This is a genomic window from Nocardioides alkalitolerans DSM 16699, from assembly GCF_000426525.1.
Classification (GTDB): Bacteria; Actinomycetota; Actinomycetes; order Propionibacteriales; family Nocardioidaceae; genus Nocardioides; species Nocardioides alkalitolerans.
Genome location: NZ_KE384533.1, coordinates 714,146 through 739,406, shown reverse-complemented (window position 1 = coordinate 739,406; position 25,261 = coordinate 714,146). Strand labels below are relative to the sequence as shown.

Annotated in this window: 18 protein-coding genes; 6 read left to right on the top strand and 12 right to left on the bottom strand. The window is 75.5% G+C overall.

The genetic code is table 11. The annotated features are described in order from the left end of the window. The first annotated feature begins 1 nt into the window (after position 1). Together K329_RS28375 and K329_RS0120330 are read left to right on the top strand one after the other, a co-directional pair. Positions 2 to 796 carry a class I SAM-dependent methyltransferase gene (locus tag K329_RS28375; protein WP_052337163.1) on the top strand — a complete coding sequence of 265 codons (795 nt, stop codon included), beginning with the start codon at positions 2 to 4 and terminating at the stop codon, positions 794 to 796. A gap of 184 nt (positions 797 to 980) precedes the next feature. Further along, positions 981 to 1,358 (top strand): hypothetical protein, encoded by a 378-nt coding sequence (locus K329_RS0120330; RefSeq protein WP_028474481.1) that lies wholly within the window; start codon positions 981 to 983, stop codon positions 1,356 to 1,358. An 18-nt stretch (positions 1,359 to 1,376) separates the two neighbouring features. Here K329_RS0120330 and K329_RS28370 read toward each other — a convergent pair whose 3' ends face one another. After that, positions 1,377 to 2,735: a serpin family protein gene (locus K329_RS28370; protein WP_052337162.1), complete on the bottom strand. Its 1,359-nt coding sequence runs from the start codon at positions 2,733 to 2,735 to the stop codon at positions 1,377 to 1,379. A gap of 77 nt (positions 2,736 to 2,812) precedes the next feature. Here K329_RS28370 and K329_RS0120320 point away from each other — a divergent pair, with 77 nt between their 5' ends. Continuing rightward, on the top strand, positions 2,813 to 3,400 hold the full coding sequence (locus K329_RS0120320) for a hypothetical protein (protein ID WP_028474480.1): 588 nt from the start codon (positions 2,813 to 2,815) through the stop codon (positions 3,398 to 3,400). Positions 3,401 to 3,513: 113 nt separating this feature from the next. Here the strand turns inward: K329_RS0120320 and K329_RS0120315 are convergent, their stop codons facing one another. From K329_RS0120315 to zwf, 8 genes are all read right to left on the bottom strand, one after another. Further along, on the bottom strand, positions 3,514 to 6,390 hold the full coding sequence (locus K329_RS0120315; RefSeq protein ID WP_028474479.1) for a DUF4132 domain-containing protein: 2,877 nt from the start codon (positions 6,388 to 6,390) through the stop codon (positions 3,514 to 3,516). Between the two features lie 85 nt (positions 6,391 to 6,475). Continuing rightward, the gene (locus K329_RS0120310) at positions 6,476 to 8,446 is read right to left on the bottom strand and encodes a hypothetical protein (protein ID WP_157571854.1); all 1,971 of its coding nucleotides are present in this window, start codon (positions 8,444 to 8,446) and stop codon (positions 6,476 to 6,478) included. Further along, positions 8,443 to 9,606: a VWA domain-containing protein gene (locus K329_RS28365; RefSeq protein WP_084541467.1), complete on the bottom strand. Its 1,164-nt coding sequence runs from the start codon at positions 9,604 to 9,606 to the stop codon at positions 8,443 to 8,445. The genes K329_RS0120310 and K329_RS28365 overlap by 4 nt, the downstream gene beginning before the upstream one ends. Further along, on the bottom strand, positions 9,603 to 12,095 hold the full coding sequence (locus K329_RS0120300) for a DUF5682 family protein (RefSeq protein ID WP_169721620.1): 2,493 nt from the start codon (positions 12,093 to 12,095) through the stop codon (positions 9,603 to 9,605). Before K329_RS0120300 ends, K329_RS28365 begins: the two co-directional genes overlap by 4 nt. An 18-nt stretch (positions 12,096 to 12,113) precedes the next feature. After that, positions 12,114 to 13,235 (bottom strand): ATP-binding protein, encoded by a 1,122-nt coding sequence (locus tag K329_RS0120295; protein ID WP_028474476.1) that lies wholly within the window; start codon positions 13,233 to 13,235, stop codon positions 12,114 to 12,116. After that, positions 13,232 to 14,794, bottom strand: coding sequence for a DUF4132 domain-containing protein (locus K329_RS28360; protein ID WP_043644315.1), 1,563 nt, complete (start codon positions 14,792 to 14,794; stop codon positions 13,232 to 13,234). Before K329_RS28360 ends, K329_RS0120295 begins: the two co-directional genes overlap by 4 nt. Further along, the gene (locus K329_RS29940) at positions 14,791 to 18,048 is read right to left on the bottom strand and encodes a DUF4132 domain-containing protein (protein WP_157571853.1); all 3,258 of its coding nucleotides are present in this window, start codon (positions 18,046 to 18,048) and stop codon (positions 14,791 to 14,793) included. The genes K329_RS28360 and K329_RS29940 overlap by 4 nt, the downstream gene beginning before the upstream one ends. 76 nt (positions 18,049 to 18,124) lie before the next feature. Continuing rightward, positions 18,125 to 19,588, bottom strand: a complete 1,464-nt coding sequence (gene zwf / locus K329_RS0120280; protein ID WP_028474474.1) for a glucose-6-phosphate dehydrogenase — start codon at positions 19,586 to 19,588, stop codon at positions 18,125 to 18,127. 202 nt (positions 19,589 to 19,790) lie between these two features. Between zwf and K329_RS0120275 the strand changes: the two genes are divergently transcribed. Then, positions 19,791 to 20,285 carry an NfeD family protein gene (locus K329_RS0120275; RefSeq protein ID WP_028474473.1) on the top strand — a complete coding sequence of 165 codons (495 nt, stop codon included), beginning with the start codon at positions 19,791 to 19,793 and terminating at the stop codon, positions 20,283 to 20,285. A gap of 88 nt (positions 20,286 to 20,373) precedes the next feature. After that, positions 20,374 to 21,912 carry a flotillin family protein gene (locus K329_RS0120270; protein ID WP_028474472.1) on the top strand — a complete coding sequence of 513 codons (1,539 nt, stop codon included), beginning with the start codon at positions 20,374 to 20,376 and terminating at the stop codon, positions 21,910 to 21,912. Between the two features lie 198 nt (positions 21,913 to 22,110). Here K329_RS0120270 and K329_RS28350 read toward each other — a convergent pair whose 3' ends face one another. Beyond that, entirely contained in the window at positions 22,111 to 22,581 is a 471-nt protein-coding gene (locus K329_RS28350) for a MerR family transcriptional regulator (protein ID WP_084541466.1), read from the bottom strand. A 62-nt stretch (positions 22,582 to 22,643) separates the two neighbouring features. Here K329_RS28350 and K329_RS28345 point away from each other — a divergent pair, with 62 nt between their 5' ends. After that, a complete protein-coding gene (locus K329_RS28345) occupies positions 22,644 to 23,624 on the top strand; it encodes an NAD(P)/FAD-dependent oxidoreductase (protein ID WP_052337161.1) in 981 nt (326 codons plus the stop codon). A gap of 151 nt (positions 23,625 to 23,775) precedes the next feature. On the opposite strand, the gene K329_RS0120255 is transcribed toward K329_RS28345, so the two are convergent. After that, on the bottom strand, positions 23,776 to 24,795 hold the full coding sequence (locus K329_RS0120255; protein ID WP_028474471.1) for an NADP-dependent oxidoreductase: 1,020 nt from the start codon (positions 24,793 to 24,795) through the stop codon (positions 23,776 to 23,778). Positions 24,796 to 24,861: 66 nt separating this feature from the next. Next, positions 24,862 to 25,254 carry a DUF1304 domain-containing protein gene (locus K329_RS0120250; protein WP_028474470.1) on the bottom strand — a complete coding sequence of 131 codons (393 nt, stop codon included), beginning with the start codon at positions 25,252 to 25,254 and terminating at the stop codon, positions 24,862 to 24,864. Positions 25,255 to 25,261 lie beyond the last annotated feature (7 nt).

The window sequence follows — 25,261 nt, the reverse complement described above, 5'->3', positions numbered from 1 at the left end:
GATGACGCCCGACGCACTGGCGGCCGAGCTCGCCGACGTACGCCGCACCCTGGACCGCCTCGACGACCGCCTCGGCCAGCTCACCGGCCTCCTGCTGGAGCAGGTCGTGACCAGCGAGGCCCGCACCGACGACGCCGCGACCCGCCACCAGCGCGTGGTCGTCGACGTGTCCCGCCAGACCCAGGCCCTGCTGCAGCTGCTCGACCTCGTCGAGGTCGCCCGCCCGCTGCCGCCGCTCGGGGGCTGGGCCGCGTCCGCCGACTTCCTGCTCCACCTCGTGCAGCACGTGGTGGACACCCGCCCGGCCGTGGTGCTCGAGTGCGGGTCGGGCTCGACCACGCTGCTGCTGGCGCTGGCGATCCGCACGCACGGGCTGCCGACGCGCGTCGTCTCCCTCGACCACGACGCGTGGTTCGCGGAGCAGACGCGCCGCCGCCTCGAGGAGCACGGCGTCGCCGACCTGGCCGACGTCCGCCTGGCGCCGCTCGTGCCGACGGGACTGCCCGACCACCCCACCCCCTGGTACGACGTCGCGGCTCTGCCGCCCGTTGCCGACCTGCCGCCCGCCGGCGTGCTCGTGGTCGACGGGCCGCCGGAGGTCACCGGTCGCCTCGCCCGCTGGCCCGCCCTCCCCCTCCTGCGCGACCGCCTCGCCCCGGGCTGCACGGTGCTGCTCGACGACCTCGGCCGCGCCGACGAGCAGGCGGCCGCCGCGGCCTGGCTCGACGCGGAGCCGGGCGCGCACTTCGAGAGCGTCGAGCTGCTCAAGGGGTTGGGCGTGCTCACGCTGCCGTGAGGCGTGACCACCGGCCCGGGTGGCCGCACATCCCGGAGTGCGCAGATTCCTCCCCGGTGGCCCCCGCACCATGAATTCACGCACTCCGGCGCGACGACGCCCGCACGTCCCCCATTTCGGGTACGCCGCCACCGCGACTGCCCGGACGGCGCCGTCGACCCAGGTCGCCGCCTAGGCTTCCGCCGTGCGATCAGACGTCCCCAGCGCCCTCACCTCGTCCGAGCGCGCGCTCCTCGCGGGCTTCCTGTCGTTCGACTTCGAGGGAGTCGCCGCTCTCCGCGCCCAGGCCGCGCGGGTCACCGCCCGACGGGGTTGCACCAGTGGCTGCGGGACGATCAGCTTCGTCCACGACCGGTTCGACGACGCGTCCTCCTCGCCCGACAGCCTGGTGCCGGTGGAGGGCTCGGTCGACGACGACGACGGCCAGAGCGTCGGCGGGCTGCTGCTGATCCTCCGCGATGGCCTGCTCGACCAGATGGAGATCTACGCCGTCGACGCCGACCCGCTACCGCTTCCCGACCTGCGACGCGTGACCTGGTGGAGGTCGGACGGCGGCGGCTGAGTGCGGCAGCGGACCGGCTCAGACGCTCGGGTCGTCGACCCACCCGACGAAGAGCGGGGTGCCGTGCGCGACGTCGTGGATGCAGTAGAGGAACGGGCGGTCGAGAGCGACCTCCGTGGCGGGCGGCCCCGCGGACTCGGCCTTCATCAGCACCGCGGTGGCGGCGGCCGCCTCCGTGCCGGTCTCGTCCACGGCGATCCAGCCCTCGTGCACGACGGAGTCGATGAACAGCTCTGGCTCCCCCGTCATCCCGGAGAAGTCGGCCGCCGGGCCGAACGCCGTCGGCATCCCCGCCGCCATCAACGGCGCCTTGAGCGTCGCCGGGCTCCGCGTCTCCCAGCGCGGCATCGTCAGGTCGACGGAGGCGGGTCGCGGCGCCGCCAGCAGGTCCGCCAGGCCGCCCTCCCCGAGTCGCCCCCACACCGCCGACTCCGCGCCGGCGTCGGGCAGCACGACCGTCATGGCGAGGGTTCCTCCGGCGTACGGCAGCGTGATCACGACCGCGTCGTCGACCTGCGCGTACGCCGTCGCCACGTCGTCCGACCGCATCAGCGGCACCCGCACCTCGGTGCCCTCCCCCGTGGTGAACGCACCGTCCGCGGTCAAGCCCTCCTCGAACTGGGTCGCCCACGGCGCCTTGAAGTGCAGCGCGTTGAGCAGCGCCAGCACGACGTCCGCCGACAGCTCCTTCAACAGCTCCGGGATCCGGTCCGCGGTCTCGTCGGCCACCCAGGCGTTGATCGCCCGCCGTGCCGCCTCGGTGTCGCCCGCGAAGTCCACGGTCCAGAGCCCCGCACCGTACGACGTGGCCAGCGCGTCCAGGAACGGCTGCTCCCACGTCATCCCGGCCTGCCCGGCGAGGGAGCTCGCGACGTTCAGGAGGATCTCGCCGGTCTCACCGTCGGGCAGGTCCACCGGGCCGGCGAGCCCCTCGACGTACGCCGTCAGCGCGTTCAGCCCGTCGTTCAGCCTGCCGACGTCGTCGCTGCCGAGCACGTCGAGCATCTCGGCCTCGGTGCTGCCGCGCGCGCCGTTGGTCGTCATGGCGAGGGCGATCGCGACCGAGTACGGCGAGAGCACGGCGTTGCCGTGGCCCGGGCCGACCTCCAGGTGGGCCAGCAAGCCCGCCGCCAGCGCGTGGGTCGCCTCCGCACCGGTCGCGGCCAACGCGGGGTCGACGGTCGACCGGTCGGTCTCCGACGACACGAGGGCCAGCTCGCCCGCGGCCACCTGACCGCCCCCGGAGCTGCCACCCGCACCACCGCCCGCACCACCGCCCGCACCACCGCCCGAGGAGCACGCCGCCAGCGCCGGCGTACCGGTGACGAGCGCAGCGAGCGCGAGCAGGCGCAGGGAGTCACGACGAGTCAGGTCCATGCCCGTTCGACGCGGCGGGGTGGCCCGGCGGTTCCACCCCCGGGTTCAGGGGCGTCGGACCCGGGTAGGGACGGCGGATGGAGTGGTTCTACGTCCCGATGGTGTGCGCGTTCGCGTTGATCTCGCTGCGTGACGACAAGCTGTACCGGGGCGCCGAGGGCCGGGAGCGGCTGCTGGCGCTCGACGCGTTCGAGGCCCGCAACGTCCTGGCCAGCTACCGGTCGGTGCCGTTGCGACCATGGATGCGGATCGGTCTCATGGGGCTGGGGGTCGCGTACCTCGTCCACGCGGTGGCCACCGCGAGATGGGGCGGCGTGGCGGCACTCGCGGTCGCGGTCGCCGTCGGTCTGGTGACGGGGCGCTCCCGCGCTCGCACCGCCCCCCAGGTCGTCGCGATCCTCTCCGAGCGCGACCTGTCCGAACCCTCGATCCTCCGCGAGACGAGCCAGCGCCGACGGCGGCGGGTGAAGCAGTACGGCGCCGTGGCCGCTCTCGCCTTCGTGACCGCACTGCCGCCGCTGATCGTCGGCGACTCCACGTTCAGCACCGTCGTCGGCGTCGTCCTGCTCTCGGTCACCGGCCTCGCGCTGGCCGCGATGGCGTGGGCCAGCGCCTGGCGGTACGGCGACGAGCAGCCCGTCCCGGAGCCCGACCCGACGTCCTGACCACCGGCCCGGAGCTCTCGGAGTGCGCAGATTCATCTTCGCCGACCCCGGCAGCATGAATCCACGCACTCCCGCGCCCGAGGGACCCCACATGCCCTATTTCGGGTACGCCGTCAGGAACCCGTGCGCTCCCCCAGCACCGCGAGCGACCGCCGTACCTCCGAGACGACCCGCGCCGGCGCCGCGCGCCAGTCCAGGAGCGCAGCCGTCAGCTCGCCGTCGACCTCGGCCGTGGCGGGCGTGACCAGGTCGAGAGGGGCGACCACGACGCGCCGCAGCCGCTGGTCGTCGGACTCCTGCACCCACCCGGGCTGCAAGCCGGTGACCTGCAGGAGCGCCGCCACGCCCAGCGGCGGGAAGGGCAGCACGAACAGCTCCGTGAGGCCGCTCGACGCGACCGCGGCGCGACGCCACCCGAGCTTCTGGGCCGAGCCGAGCAGCGTCGTCGGCGGCAGCGCGCCGTCGGGCAGGCCGGACAGGTCGACGCCGCTCTGACCGTCCGGGAGCCCGAGCACCTCGCGCCCGAGCTGGTGCACCGGCGGCTGCAGGTCGTGGTCGGCGAGGTGGGCCTCCCAGGCGGCGCGCGCCTCGGCGTCCAGGTCGAGCGGGTGGGCGAGCGAGACGACCGCGTCGGCCGAGGGCTCGTGGGGCTCCTCGTCGACGGTGAGGTACTCCCCCTCCTCGTCGACCCGCACCAGCGTGCGTCCGTCGGACCCGTCGACCTGCCACACGAGCGGGCGGGTGAGGGCGTTCATGACCGGGTGGTGCAGCACGAAGGCGGCGTGGTCGGCGGCGGTCCAGGTACGGCCGGTGGCCACCGCCCGGTCGAGGCGGGCGGTCTGGATCTTCACGACGTCGGCGAGCTGGCTGCGCAGCTGCTTGAACTCGTCCTTCGCCTCGTCGACCCGGTCGAGGTCGTCGGTGCCGCGCGAGGGCGGCAGCGAGGCCGCGGCCTTGCCCGTCGGCCGCCCGTCGGCGTCGAGGGCGTGCACGAGCGGCTTGCCGTCCCGCACGGCGACCCGGAACCGGCGGTCGCCGTAGTCGAAGGTCCGCAGGCCACGGGCGTCGAGCCCGAGGTCGGGTACGACGCGGTCCGCCAGCTCCTCGGCGGTGAGGCCCTGCCGGGCGGCGAGGCCCTCGAGCCACTCCTCGGCAGTCTCCCGGAGCTTCTTCGACCGCGCGGACCCGGCGATGCCGGCGAGCGCCTGCAGCGAGGCCGGCGACCCGGCCGCCGTGAGCACCTCGAGCCCGCCGACGGCGCGCTTCGTGTCCCCGTCGCGGAGCCAGCGGTTCACCTGCGTCGCGACCGCGGCCACGGTGCCGTCGGCACCGAGGAACCCGGCCGCGGCGAACAGCCGGAGGTCGCGCGTCGGCGCGCCCGCGCCCAGCCAGGAGCGCAGCACGACGCCGCCCGCGTCGTCGCGGTCGGCCGGGCGCATCCGGGCGGTCACGGCCGCGACGAGCGGGCGCGGGCCCTCGGCCGGGTCGCTCGCCATCGCCGCGACGAGCACCTGCTCGGCCAGGGCGCCCTCGACGCGGCGGTCGTCCACCCGCAGCACGAGGGCGGGCGCGGCCGCCGGGAGCTTCTTCGCGAGCTTCACCGTGACGGGGGCGGTGGCCTCCGCGGCGACGGCCTCGACCCACCAGTCCGGCGTCCCGTCGGCGTCGAGGGCCGGGAGGGCCGCCACCTCGCGCACCCGGGTCGTCACCGCGGCGGCCACGGGGTGCGCGGGCGCGAAGGCCGGGTCCGCGGTCGCGAGAGCCCGGACGACGTCGGCCAGCACCTCGTGGTGGCGGGCGCCGTCGGCGCCCGAGCGGGCCTCGCGCTCCGCGTCGTACGCCGCGACCGCCGCCGGGTGCGCCGCCGACCAGGTGCGGGCCACCGGTGCGCCCTCGGAGGACTCGGCGGCGATCCGGAGCATCCCGCCGACCGCTCCGGGACCGGTCAGGCGGGCCGAGAGCCGGACCGCCTCCTCCGCCCGGTCCATGCGGACGAGGTGCTCGACCATCCGGTCGACCATGTCCGGGCCGAAGAGGGCGAGCGCGAGCCCGACGGGCTGGGAGTCGTGGTTCCAGGAGATCGCGCGGCGCACCGCGTCGTCGTCGTGCGCATCGACCCGGTCGATCAGCGCGAGCCGGTCGTCAGGGTCGAGCGGGAGGGCGAGCGCGCACAGCGTGGCCAGGGTGATGACCGGCTGCCGGTTGAAGGTCTGGGTGACCGCCTCGAGGTCGGTGGCCGCCAGCAGCGCGGCGTGCTCCGCGGGGCTCGCCGTGAGGGCGCTCGCCCGCAGCCGCTGCCCGGGCGCCACCCGGTCGTCCTCGACCACGGCGTGCCACCGCGCCACGCGCTCGGCGTCGACCGTCCCGTCCGCGCCGCCGCGCAGGAGGGCCCGCATCAGCGGGGTCGCCGCCCAGCGGTCGAAGTCGCGGTGCGTGTGTTCCCACCACTGCCAGGCCGCATCGGGGCCGTCGAGCACCCAGCGCAGCAGCTGGAGGCCGGCGGTGTCGAGGCCGGTGACGAAGGGCGCCGACAGCAGCCCCTCGGGGGCGGCGGCAGACGGCGTCCAGTTCTCGAGCGGCGGGTGCTCCAGCTCGGGCTCCAGCACGGCGCGGCGCGCGTTGGCGAGAGCCTCGCGACCGGGAACGACGTCCCAGACGCCGAGCGCACGACCGGCGGCCTGCTCGGTGCGCTGCGTCGCGGCGAGGTCGAACACGTCGACCCGCTGCCGTGGGCCCCGGGGCTCGTTCCACGTGGAACCAGCCCGCTCGCAGGCGGCGAACGCCAGCCAGCGGGCGCTCGGCACGTCGGGCACCCCGCCGTACGGGACGCACCGCGGGTCGACCGCGGCGTCGCGCCACCGCGACCACCGTCGCACGAGTGCCTCGGGCGCCTCCGTCGTCTCCGGCGGTGCGATCGAGTCGAGCGGTCGCCCCTCGGGCAGCGCGGCCTCGTCGATCCGGTCGAGCACCACACCCAGGTCGTCCTGCATCCCGTCGTCCCCTCTGTCCCTGCCTCTGGCCCGGTGCCCTGTCGGCGCCGGGTCGACTACCCGGCGTCGGGCCGCCCCAATCGCCTCACTGCGCGAGCTCCAGCAGCAGCGCGACGTCGAGCAGGGCGGCGGAGTCGATCTCCGACGGCGCCGCGACCGCGCGCAGCACCCCCGCCCAGCGCAGCAGGCCGAGCCGTTCCGCCGTCACCCCCTGCTCCACGAGGTCGCGGCGGGCCCCCGCCAACCCGCGTCGCGCACCCACCACCAGCAGGCGACCGAGGGTGTCGGTGACGTCGGTGGTCAGTCGGGTCCACGGATCGAGGGGTACGTCGGGGGCCGCGGCCCGGCCGGTCGGCCCCGCGCCCGGATCAGTGGCCGGATCAGCGCCCGGATGAGCGGCCGGCCCCGCCACGACCCCGAGCGGCACCACCAGCGGACCGTCGGGCCCGTCGAGCAGGGTCGGTCGCACCACCAGCCCGTCCGCTCTCCGCACCCACCGGCCCGCGACGGCGGTCGTGGACCCCGCCGCCAGCTGCGCCAGGCTCGCCTCCGCGCCCGCCCGCGCGCGCGTCGAGAACGGCAGCACCAGCCGCGCGGTGGCACCCGTGTCGTCGTGGAGCCTCGCGGTCACCCGGGCCTCGACGGGGTCGAGACGGACGTCGTCGACGCCGGCCACGCGGGCCGCACCGACGCCGGCCACCGAGCCGCGCGGCGCCAGCGGGCCGGGCACGTCGACGTCGACGGCGACCGCGTCGAACCGCGGCGCCAGGAGCGGGGAGCCCTCGGGCACGTCCCAGGGGCTGCCCCGCCGTACCGGCGCCGTGCCCCGCGGCAGCAGCAGCTCCGACCCGCGACGCCGGCTGCGCGGCAGCACCGCGGTCGCGGCGGCCCAGTCGCCGTACGTGCTCCCCGACCGGCTCCGCACACCGAGACGCCGGGCGGTGACGAGGGTGTCCTCGGTGTCGGTCGCCTCGACCGTCAGCGTGCGGACGGCGCCCGAGCGGACGTCGCCGACGAACACCCGCAGCCGGCTCCACCCGCCCACGTGCAGGTGCTCGGCGCCGAGCCCGGCGAGCCGCTGGGCGCCCAGGGGCTGCTCGACGTCCGGGAGCCCGGCCACGAGCGCCGCCGGCACCCCGCCCGGCCGGGCGAGGGCCCGCAGCCGTGCCTCGAGCTCGCCGGCGAGACCGACGAGGCGGGCGGGTGCGACCTCGGCGTCCCGCGCGGCGTGGTGCGCGAGCTGGGCGACGAGGTCGCGGGCGACCGCGCCGGGGTGCACCAGGCCCGCGTCCTCCAGCGCGGTGGCGAGGCGCACGCCGGCGGGCACGAGCTCCGCGGAGGCCGTCAGGCCGAGGCCCACCAGCTGGTGCCACCAGGCGTGCCAGGCGTCGACGACCGTGGCGGTGGGGACGGTGCGGTCGGCCTCGCCGGGCACGACGACGAGGGCCGTGCCGCCGGCGTCCACCCGGGCGGCGGCCAGCGCGGCGAGCGCGTGGTCGAGGTGCGCGCACCCGGACGCACCGCAGTCGCAGCGCGCGAACCGGGGGTCGTCGTCGGCGCCGAACCGGACCGTCGCCTCGGCCGGCACGTGCAGCACGACCGTGGTGCGCGTGCCGCGCTGCACCGTGGCCACCAGCCCGTACGACGACCGCGCGGCCGCCGCCGTGCGCGCGGTGCGGGCCTCGACCACCGGTGCGGCGGACGCCTCCGGTGCGGGGGCGCCCGGCGCCGGTCCGTCCGGCGCCGGTGCGGCGGGTCCGGCCGGGGCCTCCGCGGGGGCCTCCGCGGGGGTCGACGCCCGCCACGCCAGCACCGCGCGCACGACGTGGCGGCAGGACCCGCCGGCGGCGCAGTCGCAGCGCCACGTGTCGAAGGCGCCGGCCCCGAGGAGGCAGGAGGTGTCGTCGGAGGCGCGCGCCTCGAGGCCGGCGTCGGTCTCGGTGAACGTCACGTCGACCGTGCCCTCCTCCACCTCGCGGGTGGCGCGGCGCACGGTGCCGACGTTGGTGAGGTCGCGCAGCACGTCGGGCGTCAGCCCGGTGAGGTCGGGGATCACCGGCGCCGCCCCGACGGCGGTTCCGGGGGCGTCGCCGGCGGACCCGACGGGCGCACCCCGTCGACGACCTCCGCGACCCATCGAGCGAGCCGGTCGGGCGTCATGGCCGCGACGTGCGCGCCGAGACGGGCGAGCTCGCGGGCCTCGTTCTCGTCCACCGTGATCCGACCGTCCTCCTCGAGCGCGGCGAGCGCCAGCACCGTCACGCCGCTCTCCGCCAGACCGCGCACGGCGCCGCGCAGCACGCCGGCGTCACCGCCCTCGAAGAAGTCGCTGATGACGACCACGATGGCGCGGCGCGGCTCCGTCACCAGCGAGGCGCAGTAGCGCACCGCCTTCCCGATGTCGGTGCCGCCGCCGAGCTGCACGCCCATCAGCACCTCGACGGGGTCGGCGAGCTGGTCGGAGAGGTCGACGACCTCGGTGTCGAAGGCGACGAGGTGGGTCCGCAGGGTGCCGATGCCGTGGAAGATCGCGGCCGTGATCGCCGAGTGGATCACCGAGCCCGCCATCGACCCCGACTGGTCGACCGCGACGATCACCTGCCAGCGGTCGGCTTGGCGCCGCACCCGGCTCGCGAAGAGCGGCTCCCGGATCACCAGCTGCCCGGTCGCGGGGTCGACGTGGCGCAGGTTCGCGCGGATCGTGGCGCGGGCGTCGAAGTTCGCCGCGACCCGCTGCCGGGTGCGTCGCCGCGGGTCGCGGACCCCCGTGAACGGGGTGCGCACGGGCTGCGCCAGCCGCTCCATCATCTCGGCCACGACCTTCGCGACGACCGTGCGCGCCGCCGCCAGCACGTGCGGCTTCATGAGGCCGCGGTTGCGGAGGATGGCCGTGAGCAGCGCCTGGCTGGGGGTCACGGAGGCGAGGGCCTCCGGGTCGAGCACGAGGTCGTCGACCCCGCGCAGCTCCACGGCCCGCTCGACGAGCGTGTCGGCGACCGAGCGCGGGAACAGCGCGTGCACCTCGTTGATCCAGTCGGTGCTGGTCATGAGGCCGGAGCCGTCGGCGGAGGCGCCTCCGGGCCCGTCCTCCTCGAGGAACCCCAGTGCCTCCTCCAGCCGCGCGTCCTCCCCGGCGGGCACCCCGAGCGCCTCGTCCGCCCCCGGACCGAGCACCAGCCGCCAGCGCCGCGCGAGCCGCTCGTCGTCGGCGCTCACCCGCTGCCTCCGGACCGGGACGCCAGTGGCCCGACATGCTCCTCGACCAGCGCCCACAGCGCGTCCTCCCGGGCCACCAGCGACTCCAGCACCTCGGGCGGTACGTCGAGGGCCGCGGCCGGCGGGCCGCCGTCGGGCCCCAGGTGGGCGAGCAGGGCCCGGCGCTCGCGGGGCAGCAGACCCGCCGCCGCACGGCGCAGGTCGGGCAGCGCGCGCCGGAAGTCCGTGTCCTCCCACTGCCGCAGGGCGGCGTCGAGGGGGTCGAAGATCTCGGGCGCGGCGAGCGCCAGGTGACCGGCGACGGTGAGCAGCCCGGCGTACCACTCGCCCGTGCCGGCGGGGTCCGGAGCGCCCTGCGGCGCGCGGCCGCCGGTGGCGCCTCGGCCGCCGGGTGCGTCGCCGGGGTCGGGGGCCACCGACTCCAGCAGCCAGCGCGCACCGGTGAGGGCGCCGACCGCCTCCGGCGCGTGGCCGGACCGCGTGGCGCCCCGTCCGAGCTGCGCGGCCAGGGCGGCGGCCAGGCGGGGCTCGAGGTCCCGGAGGGCCGGCGAGGCGACCACGGCGTCGACGAGGCGGCGCAGCGCGGCGGCCAGGTCACGCGAGGTGGCGCCCGCGGCCTGGGGAGGCAGCCGCTCCACGAGCTCGACGCACCGCAGGCCCACGAGCCGCAGCAGGGCCCCGAGGTCGGCGCGGTCGGTCGTGCCGTACCAGCGGTCGAAGCGGTGCAGCCGCAGCAGCACGGCGAGCGGGTCGGCGAGCCCGGCGACCCGGTCGACGGCGAGGGTGGCGACCTCGACGGCCTCGCTCAACCGGCCGGTGAGGTCCGGCAGGCCGCAGAGCACGGCGTCGAGCAGCGCGGCCGTGAGGTCCTCGACCTCGCCGCTCGCGACGCGGCGGGCCAGCACGGCGAGCACGGCCTGCTCGATGCTCGCGCCGTACCGGCTCGCGAGCACCGCCTGCGCGGTCACGGTCGTGCCGCCGCGCACCGACCACTCCTGGGTCGGGTCGACCCGCGCGGTGACCTGCGCACCGACGGGACCCGTGCCGTCGCGCACGTCGCGCACCAGCCGGGCCGCCGGGATCTCGAGCACCCGCAGCCGCTGCAGCAGCTGGGCGCGGGTCCGGTCGCCGTCCTGCTCGAGGTCCAGCGTGTACGACGCGGCCCGCCGCTCGAGCGGCATCCCCAGCTCGGCGCACCGCGCCTCCACCTCGAGCACGAGCGGGGGCAGGTCGGTGCCGGGGGCGAGCCGTCCGACGGCGTCGCCGCGCATCAGCACCCGCACCCGGTTGATCAGCGGGTGGCCGCCGTCGGCGCTCGTCGCCGCGTCGGCCGCGACGGTGTCCTTCACCAGCGTCGAGGTGAGCGCATCGACGAGGTCGTCGCGCCACGGCCGGGGGTGGCCGCGCAGCGTGGCCAGGCCGAGCATCGAGGCCCGGGCGGCGATGAGGTCGGCGGCCGAGAGCGGGGCCCCCGCCTCGCGGAGGGCGGCGACCGCCTCGACGAGCACGTGCTCGGTGACCTGCGCCGGGCCGACCGCGCCCGGACCGTCCCCGTCGTCCTCCGCCGCCCGGTGCACACGGTCGTAGAACCCCGGGCTGGGCTGGCCGGCGAGGTAGCCGCGCTGCTCGTCGAGCGCCTCGTACGACGAGGGCACGATCGCCTGCCCCGTCACGACGTCGTCCGGCGTGGGGGGCGGCCCGGCGCGCTCGTCGTCGCGCGGGGCGGCCGCGAGCCGCTCCTGCAGGGCCGCCGTGTGGGCGGCGCCGGTGACGACGAGGAGCACGCCGTCGGGGTGGTCGGCGCGGGCCCGCCGTACGCCCGCCGCCATGTGCGCCTCCCGCGCGACGTCGAGGCGGCGCTCCGCCCGGCCGCGCGCACCACGGCGGGCGCGGGCGTCCGCGTCGGCCCGGATGCCGGCGCCGAGCACCGCCGCGCGGTGGAGGTAGGTCGCCGTCGACAGCGCCGGGTCGATCTCCGCGAGCTCGTCCCACACGGCCGACATCTCCGGGCGGCCGGTGTGCGCCGAGAGCCGGTCGAAGAACGAGTCGCTCACCTCGTCCGTGCGGTGCAGCGCGACGCCGTCGGCCGCGGCCGCGGCGGCCTCGTCGTACCCGCCCTGCTCGACGACCACCTGCAGGTGCCACGGCAGGTCGACGAACCGCACGTCGGCGCCGATCGCGGCCCCGTCGCGCAGCGCGTGCCACTCCGGGCTGAAGACCGTGAACGGGTAGAGGGCGTAGGCGACCTGCGTGCGCTCCGCGGTCTCGCGACGCCACCACGTCATCAGCGAGACCGGCGGCTCGTGCGGCAGCAGCAGCTGGTCGGTGCGGGTGTAGTCGGAGGGGCCCTCGACGAGCACCGCACGGGGACGCAGCCGCTCCACGAGGTCACGCACGGCGCGCGTCGCCGCGGGCGAGTGGTGGCGCACGGGCACCCAGCAGATGCCGTCGGCGTCGACCTCCCGCGCGCCGGTCACCGGCTCGCTCACCCCGTTCTCACGCACCGCTCACCCGTCGAGCAGGTCACGGGCGGCGTACAGCTCCCGCCACCGGCCGCCCCGCTCCTTGGCGACCCGGGTGAGGTAGCCGCGCAGCCGGGAGCGGTCGTCGTCGGAGTCCTTGAGCGCGGTGCCCAGCAGCGCCCCGACCACGTCCTCGCCGCGCGGGGGCCGGTCGGCGAACCACGCCGCGGCCAGGCCCGTGGCGACGGCGACCGACACGGCCTCGGCCGTCGACATCGCGGTGGAGAGCTGCTCGACGGGCCGCCCGTCGGCGGTCTGGCCGCGGCGCAGCTCGGAGAACAGCGTCACCAGCACCTCGGTGAGGTCGCCCGGCACCGTGGAGGTGATGCCCGCGTCGGCGAGGATCGCGTCGCTCTGCCGCTGCACGAGGGCGGTCTCGCGCCGGACGTCGGAGATCGCGTGGATCGTCTCGAAGTTGAACCGCCGCTTGAGCGCCGCGCTCATGTCGTTGACGCCGCGGTCGCGGACGTTGGCCGTGGCGACCACCGCGAAGCCCCGTCGCGCGTGCAGCACCCGGTGCTCGTCGTCGAGCTCGGGCACGACCAGCAGACGCTCGGAGAGCACCGAGAGCAGGGAGTCCTGCGTCTCGATCGGGCAGCGGGTGATCTCCTCGAAGCGCACCACCTTGCCGTCGCTCATCCCGCGGTGCACGGGGGCGGGCACGAGCGCGTCGAGGCTCGGGCCCCGGGCGAGCAGGAGGGCGTAGTTCCAGGAGTACTTGATCGCGTCCTCCGTCGTCGACGCCGTGCCCTGCACGGTCAGCGTCGAGTCGCCGGAGACGGCGGCCGCCAGCAGCTCGGAGAGGAACGACTTGGCGGTGCCGGGCTCGCCGACCAGCATGAGGCCGCGGTCGGTCGCCAGGGCGACGACGCAGCGCTCCACGAGCGCCCGCTCGCCGACGAACTTCGTCTCCAGGCCCAGCCCGTCGCGCCGGCCCGCGTCGCCGAGCACGAAGTCGACGACGCTGCGCGGCGAGAGGTGCCAGCCGTCCGGCACGACGGCGCCGGCCGCCGCGTCGCGCTCGCGCAGCCGCGCGAGCTCGTCGGCCCACCGCACCTCGGCGGAGGGGCGCTGGACCCGGGTCGGCGCGGGAGTCGGGGAGCTCACGGGGTGATCCTCTCCTGCAGGGCGGCGAGACTGCGCCGTACCTCGGAGACGACCACCGGGTCGGCCTCGCTCCACGGCAGCCGGTGGGCGTCGGGCGCCGACCCGGAGAAGAGGATCACGCCGTTCGTCGTGCGGGCCCACGTGACGCGCAGGACCCGCTGCGGCGGCGACGCGCGCCGGTCGCGCACGTCGAGCCCGGTGACCTCGATCGTCACCGCCACCTCCCGGTCGGCGACGTCGAGGTCGAGCTCGTGGGCGATGCCGTCGTCGTCCGGGGCGTCGCGCTTCCAGCCGTGCTTCTCGAGCACCCCCAGCAGGGTCAGCCCGTCGAGCTCGCCCTCGGGCAGCCCGACGAGGTCGATCGCCCCGTCCGGCTGGTCGTCGGGCAGGCCGAGGGCGGCGCGGTCGAGCTGCTCGACCGGCTGCGCCAGCTCGTGGTCGCCCAGGTGCGCGCGCCACGCCGCGCGCTCGTCGTCGGTGAGGTGCAGCGGGTGCGGCAGGCGTACGACGCTGCCCGGCAGCGGCTCGTGCAGCCGCTCGTCGACCGTCAGGTAGCCCCCGTCCTCGTCGAGCCGCACCAGCTCCCGCGCCCCGTCCGGCGCGGTGACCGCCCAGACCATCGGCCGGGCGAGCAGCCGCGTGACCGGGTGGGCGACGACGTGGGTGCGGTGGTCGTCGAGCGACCAGGTGCGGCCCCCGCGCAGGGCGCCCTCGAGCAGGACGGTGGCCTTCTTCGCCGCCGCCGTCAGCTCCTTGCGGAACGCCGCGAGCTGCTTCTTCGCCGCCTCCACGGCCGCGGGGTCGTCAGCGGCGGTCGCGGCCGGCAGGGAGGTCCGCGGCGGACCCGAGGGTCGGCCCTCGTCGTCCAGCGCCTGCACCCGCGCCCGCGCGTCGGGGCCGGCCGTGAGCCGGAACCGCCGCGGCCCGTAGTCGAGCACCGTCTCGCCCGCCTCGTCGAGGCCCGCGTCGCCCACCGCCAGGTTCCGGAGGTCGTCGACCGTCAGACCGCGCTGCGACGCGAGGTCCTGCAGGGGCCACGGCATCCAGCCGTTCTCGTACGGCGCGCCGGAGGCGGTCATCAGCCCCCGCACCGCCGCCTCGACCCCGGTGGCCGCGAGCACGACCAGCCCGAGCTCAGCGCGCTGGTGCAGCTTCTGGGCCGGCCAGTCCCGCACCAGCGGGGCCAGCTCGTCGACGAGCCCGTCGGCGCCGAGGTAGCCGGCCGCCAGGAACAGCGCCCGGTGCGGACCCTTGGCCCCGTTGTCGAGCCACCCCCGCAGCAGGGCCACGCCGATCCGGTCCCGCTCCGCCGTCGTCATCCGCTCCCGCGCGGCGGCCGCGAGCGGGCGCACGCCGAGGTCGTAGTCGGCCTTCCCACGCATCGCGGAGAACAGCAGCGCCGAGGTCCGGTCGGCGTCCAGCGCCGTGCCCGCGACCTCCACCGTGGGCAGCGACGCCGTCCACGGCGGCAGCCGCTTCGGCACCGTGATCCCGTCCTCGACCGGCTCCGCCTCCTCAACGTGCACCGCCTCGGTCCACCAGTCCGGTACGGCGCTCACGCCTCGACCCGCTCCTGCAGGGCGGCGAACGCGCGTCGTACCTCGGAGACCACGATCGGGTCGACGGTCGTCCAGTCCCGGGCACGGGCCGGCTCGTAGTAGCAGCGGTTGCGCTCGGAGAGGTCGAACACCCCCGCCGCCGCGACCTCCTGCGGCCCGGACTCGTGGATCATGCCGGTCCACAGCCCGTCCCGGAGGTCGATGACGACCTCGAGGCCGCGGTCGGCGAACGGCAGCGCCATCGTGCTGACCACCCCCGCGTCGGCCGGTGTGCCCCGCACCCAGCCCATCCGCTCCAGCGTGCTGACGAGGGCGCCGGGGTTGATGCGCCCCTGCGGCAGCCCCGCGAAGTCGCCGCCCGGCTGCTGGCCCTCGGGCAGGCCGAAGGTCGCGCGGTCGAGCTGGTCGACCGGCGCCACCAGCTCGTAGTCGGCCAGCTGGGCCCGCCAGGCGTCGCGCACCCCGGCGTCCAGGTGCAGCGGGTGGGCGAGGGCGACGGTCGCGCCGGCCGGCGGCTCGTAGGGGTCCTCGTCGACCGTCACGTACTCGCGGTCCTCGGTGACCCGCACGAGCACGGCGTCGCTCCCGTCGCCGGGCTCGACCGACCACACCAGCGGGCGGATGAGGGAGTTCACGACGGGGTGCTCGACGAGGTACGCCGTGTGCTCGGCGACCGGCCAGCGCCGCCCGGTCACCATCGCCTTCTCGAGCCGCACGGTCTGGATCTTGGCGAGCTCGGTCAGCTGCTTGCGGGCGAGGGCGAACTCGGCCTTGGCGGCCGCGGCCAGCTCGGCGTCGTCCTTCGCGTTCGGCGCGGGCAGCGCCGTGCGGGGCGTGCCGGTCGGGCGCCCGTCGTCGCCGAGGGCGGAGACCACGAGCCTGCCCTGCGGGCTCAGCGCCACCCGGAACCGGCGCGGCCCGTAGTCGAGCACCCGCACGCCGCGCTCGTCGAGGCCGCCGTCGGGCACGACCCGGTCCTCGAGCTCGTCGACGGTGAGGCCCTGGAGCGCGGCCAGCCGGGCCAGCGACTCCTGCGCGGCCTTCTGCACGCCCTTGAACTTCGACTTCGCCGCGATGCCCGAGATGGCCTGCAGCGCCGAGGTGGTGCCGGTCGCGGCCAGCACGTCGAGCCCGGTGACCGCGCGCTGGTGCTGGCTCTCGCCGGGCCAGGCCCGCACCCGGGGCGCCAGGTCGAGCACGAGGCCGTCGGCGCCGAGGAAGCCGGAGGCCAGGAACACGGCCTTCTCCGGCGACTTCGCCCCCGCCCCGAGGTAGCCCTCGAGCAGGCCGAGCGCGATGGCGTCGCGGGCGGCGCCGCTCATGCGCTCCCGCACCGCCGCCACGAGCGGGCGCGGGGCCAGGGACTCGTCGCGGCCGCTGCGCACCGCCGACCACAGCACGGCCGCCAGCTGGTCGTCGTCGAGCCGCGCGTCGGCCACCCGGAGCGGCGGCAGTGCGGCGGCGTACGCCGGGAGCCTCCCCGGCAGCTTGAGGGCGCCCTCGGCGACCGGGGTCGCGTCCTCGGCCGCGAGCGCCTCGGTCCACCAGTCGGGCAGCACCCCGTCGGCACCGAGCACGGCCACCGACGACTCCTCGCGCAGCCGGGTGACGAGCGCCGCCACGTCCGGGTGCCGGGGGGCCTCGAGCGCCCGCGGGTCGGCGGCGAGGATCTCGCGCACCACCGACTCGAGCGCGCGGAGGTCGGTGCGCGACAGGGGGCCGTCGTACGACGCCAGCGCGGCCGCGTGCTCGACCAGCCACTCCCGCGCGACGACGACGGCCTTCGACCCGGTCGCGAGCCGCAGCGCGAAGGGCACCGCGCCCGCCCCGGTGAGGCGGCCGAGCAGCGGGCGGGCCTGGAAGAGGGCACGCTCGGCGCTGGTCTCCGCGCAGACGATGTCGGCGGCGACGGTCAGCGCCCGGGAGCCGAAGACCTCCAGCTCGAGGGCGTCCGGCGGGGTGCTGCGCCACATCAGCCGGGTCTCGCCCAGCGACTCCAGCACCTCGACGACGCCGTCCCAGAGGGCCGCGCGGTGCTCGGGGTCGGGCAGGGCGAGGGCGGCGGCGAGCAGCAGCCCCCAGTGCACGCCCACGTCGCCCGTGACGTGGCGCCCGTCCGGCAGCTCCATCTGCTGCTGCTCGACGAGGACGTCGGCACCGAGCTCGTCGACCAGGGCGGCGTGCTCCTCGGGAGCGGCGGCCAGCGCGCTCAGCGCGAGGCGCACGCGGGGCTCGAGCGTGGTCGAGCGGGCCGCCTCGCGCAGCCGCTCGAGGTCGGCGGCGGGCAGCTGCGGCACCACGAGGGCCCGCAGGACGGGCACGTCGCGCACCTGCAGCACACCGGTGACGGCAGCGTCGACGTCCAGCAGGGACGCCGGGCCGTCCAGGGCGACCCACAGCGAGACGCCGTCCGTCGGGCCGCTGCCCAGCCAGCGGCGCAGCGGCAGCGGGGCGTCGGGATCCTCGGCGGCGGCCCGCGCCCGTCGGCGCCGCTCCGGCAGGTCGAGCCGGATCGACCCCTTCTTCTCGGCCGCCAGGAAGGCCTCGTCGTGCCACTGCTCCCAGGTGAACGGCACCCGGGCGCCGTCGACGAGCCGGCGCGGCACGAGCTCGCAGCCGAAGGCCACCCACCAGGCGGCCGTCCGTCGGTCGGGCAGCCCGTCGAACGGTGGGAACACCGACGTCTCGTTGCGCCCGTAGTAGCTGGTGTCGACGATGGCGTGCGTCTTCAGCCACGCCTCGAGGTACTTCGCCGTCGCCGCACCGTCGCGGGTCGGCTCCGGCACCTCGAGGGAGTCGAGCGGCCGCCCGCCCGCGAGCGCCGCCTCCTCGGTGCGCGTGAGGAGGACGCCGAGATCGGCCGGCACCGGCCCGGGCGCGGCGGGCGCGGGGCGGACGTCATCCGGATCGGGGCCCGGGGCCTCGGGTGCTGATGACGTCCCGGTGGGCTCCGCGGGTACGGCGGGCGCGGGCTCCACGGCTGCGGGCTCCGCGGGTACGGCGGCTGCCGGCGCCGGCCGGGGCGCCGGGAGGTCGCCGGGCGCGGCGGCGGCGCCCTCGACGTACCCCTTCTTGACCTTCGCCGCGACCTGCTTGGCGGCCTCGGCCACGGCGGCGGCCGGGTCGCCGTACGTCTTGCGCGTGACCTGCCCCTTGGTGCCGTTGCGGCCGTAGTGGGTGGTCACGTCGGCGCCCTCGACGCCGATCGACCAGAACTTGTCCGACGTGCCTGACGTCAGGGTGAACGTGCGCATCTCCACGGGGCCTCCCTCGGGTCCGGGGCGTCCCTACCCGCGGAGCGCGCCCGTCATGCCGGGTGGAGGTGGCGTCTCAGTCCGCGTCGTGGTCGGCGGGCTTCTGGCGCCACTTGCGCTCGAACGGCAGCCGCCACGCACGGGGCGCGATGAGCTGGTGGATCTGGTTCGGGCCCCACGTGCCGGACTCGTAGGGACGCACCGGCGGCGGGTCGTCGAGCAGCGGCTGCGAGACCTCCCAGAGGCGCTCCACGCCCTCCGAGGTCGTGAAGAGGGTGTGGTTGCCCTTCGTGGCCTCGAGGATGAGGCGCTCGTAGGCCTCGAGCACCGAGCCGGCCCAGTTCGTGTCCTCCACCGAGAACTGCATGGAGACCTTGTCGAGCTTGAAGCCCGGACCCGGGCGCTTGCCGTAGAACGACAGGCTGACCTTCGCCTGGTCGGCCAGGTCGAACGTCAGGTGGTCGGGACCGTGCTGACCGATGCCCGAGCCCTCGGGGAACATCGACTTGGGCGGCTCCTTGAAGGCCACCGAGATGATGCGCTGGCCCTCCGCGAGGCGCTTGCCGGTGCGCAGGTAGAACGGCACGCCCGCCCAGCGCCAGTTGTCGACGTAGCAGCGCAGGGCGATGAACGTCTCGGTCTCGGAGTCGGGGAGCACCCCCTCCTCCTCGCGGTAGCCGAGGTACTGCCCGCGCACCACGTCCTCCGGGTGGATCGGCAGCATCGAGCGGAAGACCTTGTTCTTCTCCTCCGTGATCGACTGCGGGTCGAGCGCGGTCGGCGCCTCCATGGCCGTGAACGCCAGCACCTGGAAGAGGTGGGTCACCACCATGTCGCGGTAGGCGCCCGTCGACTCGTAGAACGAGGCCCGCTGCTCGAGGCCCAGCTTCTCCGGCACGTCGATCTGCACGTGGTCGATCATGTTGCGGTTCCACACGGGCTCGAAGAGCCCGTTGGCGAACCGGAACGCCAGGATGTTGAGCGCCGCCTCCTTGCCCAGGAAGTGGTCGATGCGGAAGACCTGGGTCTCGTCGAACACCTCGTGCACGGCCGCGTTGAGGGCCTTGGCGCTCTCCAGGTCGACGCCGAACGGCTTCTCCATGATCACGCGGGAGCGCTCGACGAGCTCGGCCTCCTTCAGCGTGTGGATCACCGCCATCGCGGCCTTCGGCGGCACCGAGAGGTAGTGGAGGCGGTGCTGCGGCTCGACGCACTCCGACTCGGCCTCGTCCACCGCGGCCCGCAGCGACTCCGCCGTACCGCCCGGCGCCCAGTAGAGCCGCTTCGCGAAGTCGTCCCACTCCTCGTCGGTGGTGTCGCTCGCGAACTCGTCGATCGCGGCGCGGGCGAACTGCACGAACGAGTCGCGCGTGTGCGCGTCGAGGGACGTGCCCACGATCTGCACGTCCGGCAGCAGGCCCGAGCGCAGGAGGTGGAGCAGGCCGGGCAGCAGCTTGCGGCGGGAGAGGTCACCGGTCGCCCCGAAGAGCACCACGGTGGTCGGTGGGCCCGGGGTGCCCTGGGGGTGTGCGGTCGACATGGCTCCAGACTGCCACGCCCGGATGACGTCGCGGTGACGTCGCGGGTGTGGTCCTGCCGACGATCGGGGCGTCCGGCGGGTGTGAAGGGGCGCCGACGTGGGGAGTCTCGCGCACAGACGCGACGGCCCCCGGGCGCCTACCCTGGGAGGTCGTGGCCGTCGCCGACGGCAGGCCCCGCCGTACGACCCGAGAGGTGAACAGATGACGCCCTTCCTCATCATCGGGATCTGTGGCGTCGCCGTGCTCCTCGTCTCGCTGGTGCTGGGCGACGTGCTCGACTTCGACGGCCTCGGCGAGTGGTTCTCCACGGCCGCGCTCGGTGGCTTCGTCTCGGCGCTCGGTTTCGGCGGGGCCACGGCCCAGGCCCTCGGGCTGCCGATGTTCCTGTCGTCGCTCGTCGGCGTCGGCGCGGGCGTCGTCACGGCGTGGTTCGCCATCTGGCTCACGCGGGTGGTGCGCACCGGCGGCACCGACGAGATCCCCAGCACGCGCGACGTGCTCGGGTGGGACGCGACGGTCGTCAGCGACATCCCCGAGGGCGGGTACGGCGCCATCACCGTCCGCCGCGGCGGCCACGTCCTGCGCTACAACGCGCAGGCCGAGCGGCCGCTGCCCGCCGGCACCGAGGTGCACGTCACCGGCGTGCTCTCACCCACCGCGGTGACGGTGCAGGCGACGTACGACGCCCTCCCCTGACCCCCGCACCACCAGCACCACCAGCACCACCAGCACGGCCAGCTCCCCCGCACGACCCTGCTCCACCCCTCCACCGAAAGGTTCCACCGTGGATCCGGTCCTGACGCCGATCATCGGCTTCGTCGTCCTCCTCGTCCTCCTGGTGCTGCTCGTGACCAGCCGCTACAAGGTCGCCGGGCCGAACGAGGCGTTCATCGTCACCGGCCGCAAGGGCAAGGCGGTGGTCAACCCGGAGACGGGCGAGCTGACGACCGACCTGTCCGGCCAGAAGGTCGTCATGGGCGGCGGCATCTTCGTCGTCCCGTTCGTGCAGAAGCTCGGCAACCTCGACCTCTCCTCGCGCCGCATCTCCGTGCAGATCCGCGGCGCCGTCTCCGGCCAGGGCATCAAGCTCAACGTCGAGGGCGTCGCGATCGTGAAGGTCGGCGGCAACGCCGACCAGATCCGCCTCGCCGCGCAGCGCTTCCTCTCGCAGCAGGCCGACATCGAGCCCTTCACCCAGGAGGTGCTCGCCGGTGCGCTGCGCTCCATCGTCGGCGGCCTGACGGTCGAGCAGATCATCCGTGACCGCGCCGCGTTCGCGCAGCGCGTGGCCGACGAGTCCGAGAACTCGCTCACCGGCCAGGGCCTCATCCTCGACACGTTCCAGATCCAGGACGTCACCGACGACGGCTCCTACCTCGCCGACCTCGGTCGCCCCGAGGCCGCCCGCAACGGCCAGACCGCCGCCATCGCCGAGGCCAACGCCCGCCAGGCCGCCGAGCAGGCGCGCATCAAGGCCGAGGAGGAGATCGCGATCTCGCAGCGCGCCCTCGCGCTGAAGCAGTCCGAGATCAAGATCGAGACCGACGCCGCGCAGGCCCGTGCCTCCGCCGCCGGCCCGCTCGCCCAGGCCGACCAGGACCAGGCGATCCTGCTCGAGCAGGAGAAGGTCGCCGTCCGCCAGGCCGCGCTGACCGAGCGCGAGCTGGAGACGAAGGTCCGCAAGCCGGCCGACGCCGAGCGCTACCGCGTGGAGCAGGACGCCGAGGCCAAGCGGTCCGCCGAGATCGCGGCCGCCGAGGCCCGCAAGGCGTCCACCATCGCGGCCGCCGAGGCCAAGGCGCAGGAGGCCCGCCTCAGCGGTGAGGCCGAGAAGGCCCGCCGTTCCGCGCTCGCCGAGGCCGAGGCCATCGAGGGTGAGCGCCGCGGTGAGGCCGAGCGCGCCCGCCGTACGGCGGAGGCCGACGCCACCCGCGCCGAGGGCGAGGCCCAGGCGGCCGCGATCTCCGCGGTCGGCCAGGCCGAGGCCGAGGCCATGGACAAGCGCGCCGAGGCGTTCGCGCACTACAACGACGCCGCTGTGCTGCAGATGCTCATCGAGGTGCTCCCGCAGATCGCCAAGGAGGTCGCGGCCCCCATCGGCGCGATCGACCAGCTCACCGTCGTGTCGACCGACGGCGCCGGCGCCCTGCCCAAGCAGGTCACCTCGAACGTCGTCGAGACCCTCAACATGCTGAAGACCACGACGGGCCTCGACCTCGACGCGCTCATCAAGAAGTCGGTCGGCAGCGCCGCCGGCAAGCTGGGCCTCGCCACCGACGAGGCCGGCCGCGACGACTCCACCGTCCCGGGCAGCACCGTCTGAGGCGTTCCACCTGCTCCACCTGATCGACCGCTCCTCGCGAGCGTCATGCGGACCGTGGCCCCCGGGCTCCGGTCCGCATGACGTTGCGGGGGTGGGCGGCCCGCCACGACGGGTAGTCCCTGACGTAGAGGTCGTCCGAGCGATGGTCCGACGACCACTACGTCAGGGACTACCTCCGCCGGGGCGACCGCCGGGGCCTCAGCAGGAGAGCGCCGGGTCGTACGGCGGGACTCCCCCGCCCGACCCGCGCTCGGGCGGCAGGCTCGGTCGCGGCGTGCCGTCGTCGAGCAGGTCGGCCAGGTAGCTCTTGTAGCGCGGGCAGTTCGTCACGTCGTGGGCGCGGCAGCGCAGGGCGTGGAGGGTCATCTCACGCCACAGCTCCATCGACCGCATCCGTTCCTCGATGTCGTCGAGGTGGGCCTGCAGCACGTCGTGGCGGCCGGCGGACTCGGAGTCGAGCAGCACCCGGATCTGCTCCAGGCTCATCCCGGCGGTCTTGTTGCGCACGATCGCGGCGATCCGCACGACGTCGTGCTCGCCGTACACCCGGCGCCCCGCCCCGTCGCGCGCCGGCGTCACGAGGCCCTCGTCCTCCCAGTGCCGCAGCACGTGGGTCTCGAGCCCGAAACGGGCCGCGACGGATCCGATGCTGCGCAGGCTTGACTTCATGTCGACATGAACTCACATGCTGGTGACCTGCACAAGGACCACGACCCAGTGAAGGACCCGACATGTCGCACCCCACCCCCGCCGACGGCCCCACCGACGCCCCCACCGACGCCCCCACCGACGCCCTCGTCATCGGCGGCGGACCCGCCGGCCTCCAGGCGGCGCTCACCCTCGGCCGCATCCACCGCAGCGCGGTGCTCGTCGACTCGGGCGTCTACCGCAACGCGCCGGTCACCCACATGCACAACGTGCTCACCCACGACGGACGCCCGCCCGCCGACTTCCGGGCCTCCGCACGCGAGCAGCTCGCGCCGTACGACGTGGAGGTGCTGGCCGGCGAGGTCGTGCGGGTCGCCGCGACGCACGGCCCGGGCGAGCCCACCCGGTTCGAGGCCACGCTCGGCGACGGGCGCACCCTCGTCGCCCGGCGCGTGGTGCTGGCGACCGGGCTGCGGGACGACCTGCCGTCCGTGCCGGGGCTCGACGAGCTCTGGGGCACGCTCGCGGCGCAGTGCCCGTTCTGCCACGGCCACGAGTTCTCGGGCGGCCACGTGGCCGTGCTCGGCGCGCAGCCGCAGATGATGCACGCGGTCGGCCTGATGAACCGGATCGCGGGGCGCCTCACCGCCCTCACCCACGGCGCGGAGGTCGACGAGGCCACCGGCGCGACCCTGGCCGCGCTCGGCGCGGGCGTCGTCACCACGCCGGTCGAGCGGTTCTCGCGCGACGGTGACGTGGCGCGCGCCCACCTCGCCGACGGCATGGTGATCGACCTCGCCGGGGTGTTCCTCGCGCCGACCTACCGCCAGTCCGCCCCGTTCGCGGAGCAGCTGGGGGTGCACCTGCTCGAGTCGGGCTGCGTCGAGATCGACGACTTCGGCCGCACGAGCGTCCCCGGCGTGTACGCCGCCGGCGACCTGGCCCACCGGCCCGCCTTCCCGATGCCCATGCCCTCGGTCATCGGGGCGCTCGCCGCGGGCCAGATGGCGGGCTCGGGCCTCAGCGCCGACGCCCTCGGCGAGGACATGGCGGCCGTCGGCTGACGGCTCGCACCCCGTGTAACGCGGTGTCCGGGTGTCTGCACACGCGTCAGAACACGTGTGCAGTAGCTCGGACACCGCGTTACACGGGGTCGTACGGAGTGCGGCGCCACCCGGGACGACCGGTGGTCCGCACCCCCGAGACACCCCCACCTCAGGACGTCTTGACGACCATCTTCCCGGTGTTGCCGCCCTCGAGCATCGAGAGGAACGCGTCGACGGCGTGGTCGATGCCCTCGACGACGGTCTCGTCGTGCACGATCCGGCCCTCGGCGACCCAGCGGCGCATGTCGGCCTCGAACGCCGGCTGGGCGCTGAAGTGGTCGCCCAGCGTGAAGCCGCGGAGCGTGAGGCTGCGCGAGACGATGTTCATCAGGTTGTCCGGCCCGGGCGTGCGGTCGGTGTCGTTGTAGCCCGCGATGGCGCCGCAGACCGCGACCCGGCCGAAGCGGTTCATCACGTCGAGGGCGGCCTCGAGGTGGTCGCCGCCGACGTTGTCGAAGTAGACGTCGACGCCGTCCTCGCCGACGACCTCGGCGAGCTGCTCGCGGATCGGGCCGTCCTTGTAGTTGATCGCCGCGTCGAAGCCGTAGCGCTCCGTCAGCAGCGCGACCTTCTCGGCCGAGCCGGCCGAGCCGATGACGCGGGCCGCGCCCTTGCGCCGGGCGATCTGGCCGACCGCCGTGCCGACCGCACCGGCAGCGCCGGAGACGAAGACCGTGTCGCCCATCGAGAGGCGGGCGATCTCGCCGAGCCCGACGTACGCCGTCAGCCCGGTCATGCCGAGGATGCCCAGCAGCGCGGAGCGGGGCAGACCGGGTGCCTCCTCGACGACGCGGAATCGGGCGGCCGGGCCCTGGGCGACGTCGCGCCAGCCCTGGTTGTGGGAGACGACCGCGCCCACCGGCACGGTGTCGCTCGTCGAGGCGACGACGTGGCCGACGGCGCCGCCGTCCATGGTCGCGTCGAGCGCGAACGGGGCGATGTAGCTCTTCACGTCGTTCATCCGTCCCCGCATGTAGGGGTCGACGGAGACGTAGTCGTTGACGACGCGGACCTCGTCGGGGCCCAGGTCGGGCAGGTCGACGACGACGGTGCGGAAGTTCTCGTGCGTCGGCCAGCCCTCGGGGCGCGCGACGAGCTGGATCTGGGTGCTCTGGTCAGGGATGCTCACCCGTCCACTGTGCCCCTGCGGTGGTGACGCCCGCGGGGCGGCAGGAGCCCCCGTGAGGGGGGTCACTCAGACGAGCAGGCCCACCGCCACGAGCACCACCGCGACCAGCGGGAGGGTGCCCTGCGTGACCGCCGCCCGCGCCTTGTCGGGCGACGTGACGAGCAGCACCAGGGCCGCCGCGAGCATCGACCCGGTGCCCGCCAGCACGAGCGCCGCACCGACGGCGTCGCCCTGCGCACCGCCGGCGCCGTACGACGCGATGCCCACCACCGTCACCACCGCGAGGAAGAGGTTGTAGAAACCCTGGTTGAAGGCCATCTCGCGGGTGGCGGCGGCCTCCTCGGCGCTGGTGCCGAAGACCCCGCGGGCGCGTGTCGTCCACCAGACCGACTCGAGCAGGAAGATGTAGACGTGCAGCGCGGCCGCGAGCGCGGCGACCACGAGGGCGACGAGGGTCATGGGGGAC

What these genes read in the sequence shown, in the direction of transcription:
- K329_RS28375 (WP_052337163.1), top strand. Translation starts at nt 2, where the DNA reads ATGACGCCCGACGCACTGGCGGCCGAGCTCGCCGACGTACGCCGCACC.
- K329_RS28370 (WP_052337162.1), bottom strand. Translation starts at nt 2,735, where the DNA reads ATGGACCTGACTCGTCGTGACTCCCTGCGCCTGCTCGCGCTCGCTGCG.
- K329_RS0120320 (WP_028474480.1), top strand. Translation starts at nt 2,813, where the DNA reads ATGGAGTGGTTCTACGTCCCGATGGTGTGCGCGTTCGCGTTGATCTCG.
- K329_RS0120315 (WP_028474479.1), bottom strand. Translation starts at nt 6,390, where the DNA reads ATGCAGGACGACCTGGGTGTGGTGCTCGACCGGATCGACGAGGCCGCG.
- K329_RS29940 (WP_157571853.1), bottom strand. Translation starts at nt 18,048, where the DNA reads ATGCGCACGTTCACCCTGACGTCAGGCACGTCGGACAAGTTCTGGTCG.
- zwf (WP_028474474.1), bottom strand. Translation starts at nt 19,588, where the DNA reads ATGTCGACCGCACACCCCCAGGGCACCCCGGGCCCACCGACCACCGTG.
- K329_RS0120275 (WP_028474473.1), top strand. Translation starts at nt 19,791, where the DNA reads ATGACGCCCTTCCTCATCATCGGGATCTGTGGCGTCGCCGTGCTCCTC.
- K329_RS28350 (WP_084541466.1), bottom strand. Translation starts at nt 22,581, where the DNA reads ATGAAGTCAAGCCTGCGCAGCATCGGATCCGTCGCGGCCCGTTTCGGG.
- K329_RS28345 (WP_052337161.1), top strand. Translation starts at nt 22,644, where the DNA reads ATGTCGCACCCCACCCCCGCCGACGGCCCCACCGACGCCCCCACCGAC.
- K329_RS0120250 (WP_028474470.1), bottom strand. Translation starts at nt 25,254, where the DNA reads ATGACCCTCGTCGCCCTCGTGGTCGCCGCGCTCGCGGCCGCGCTGCAC.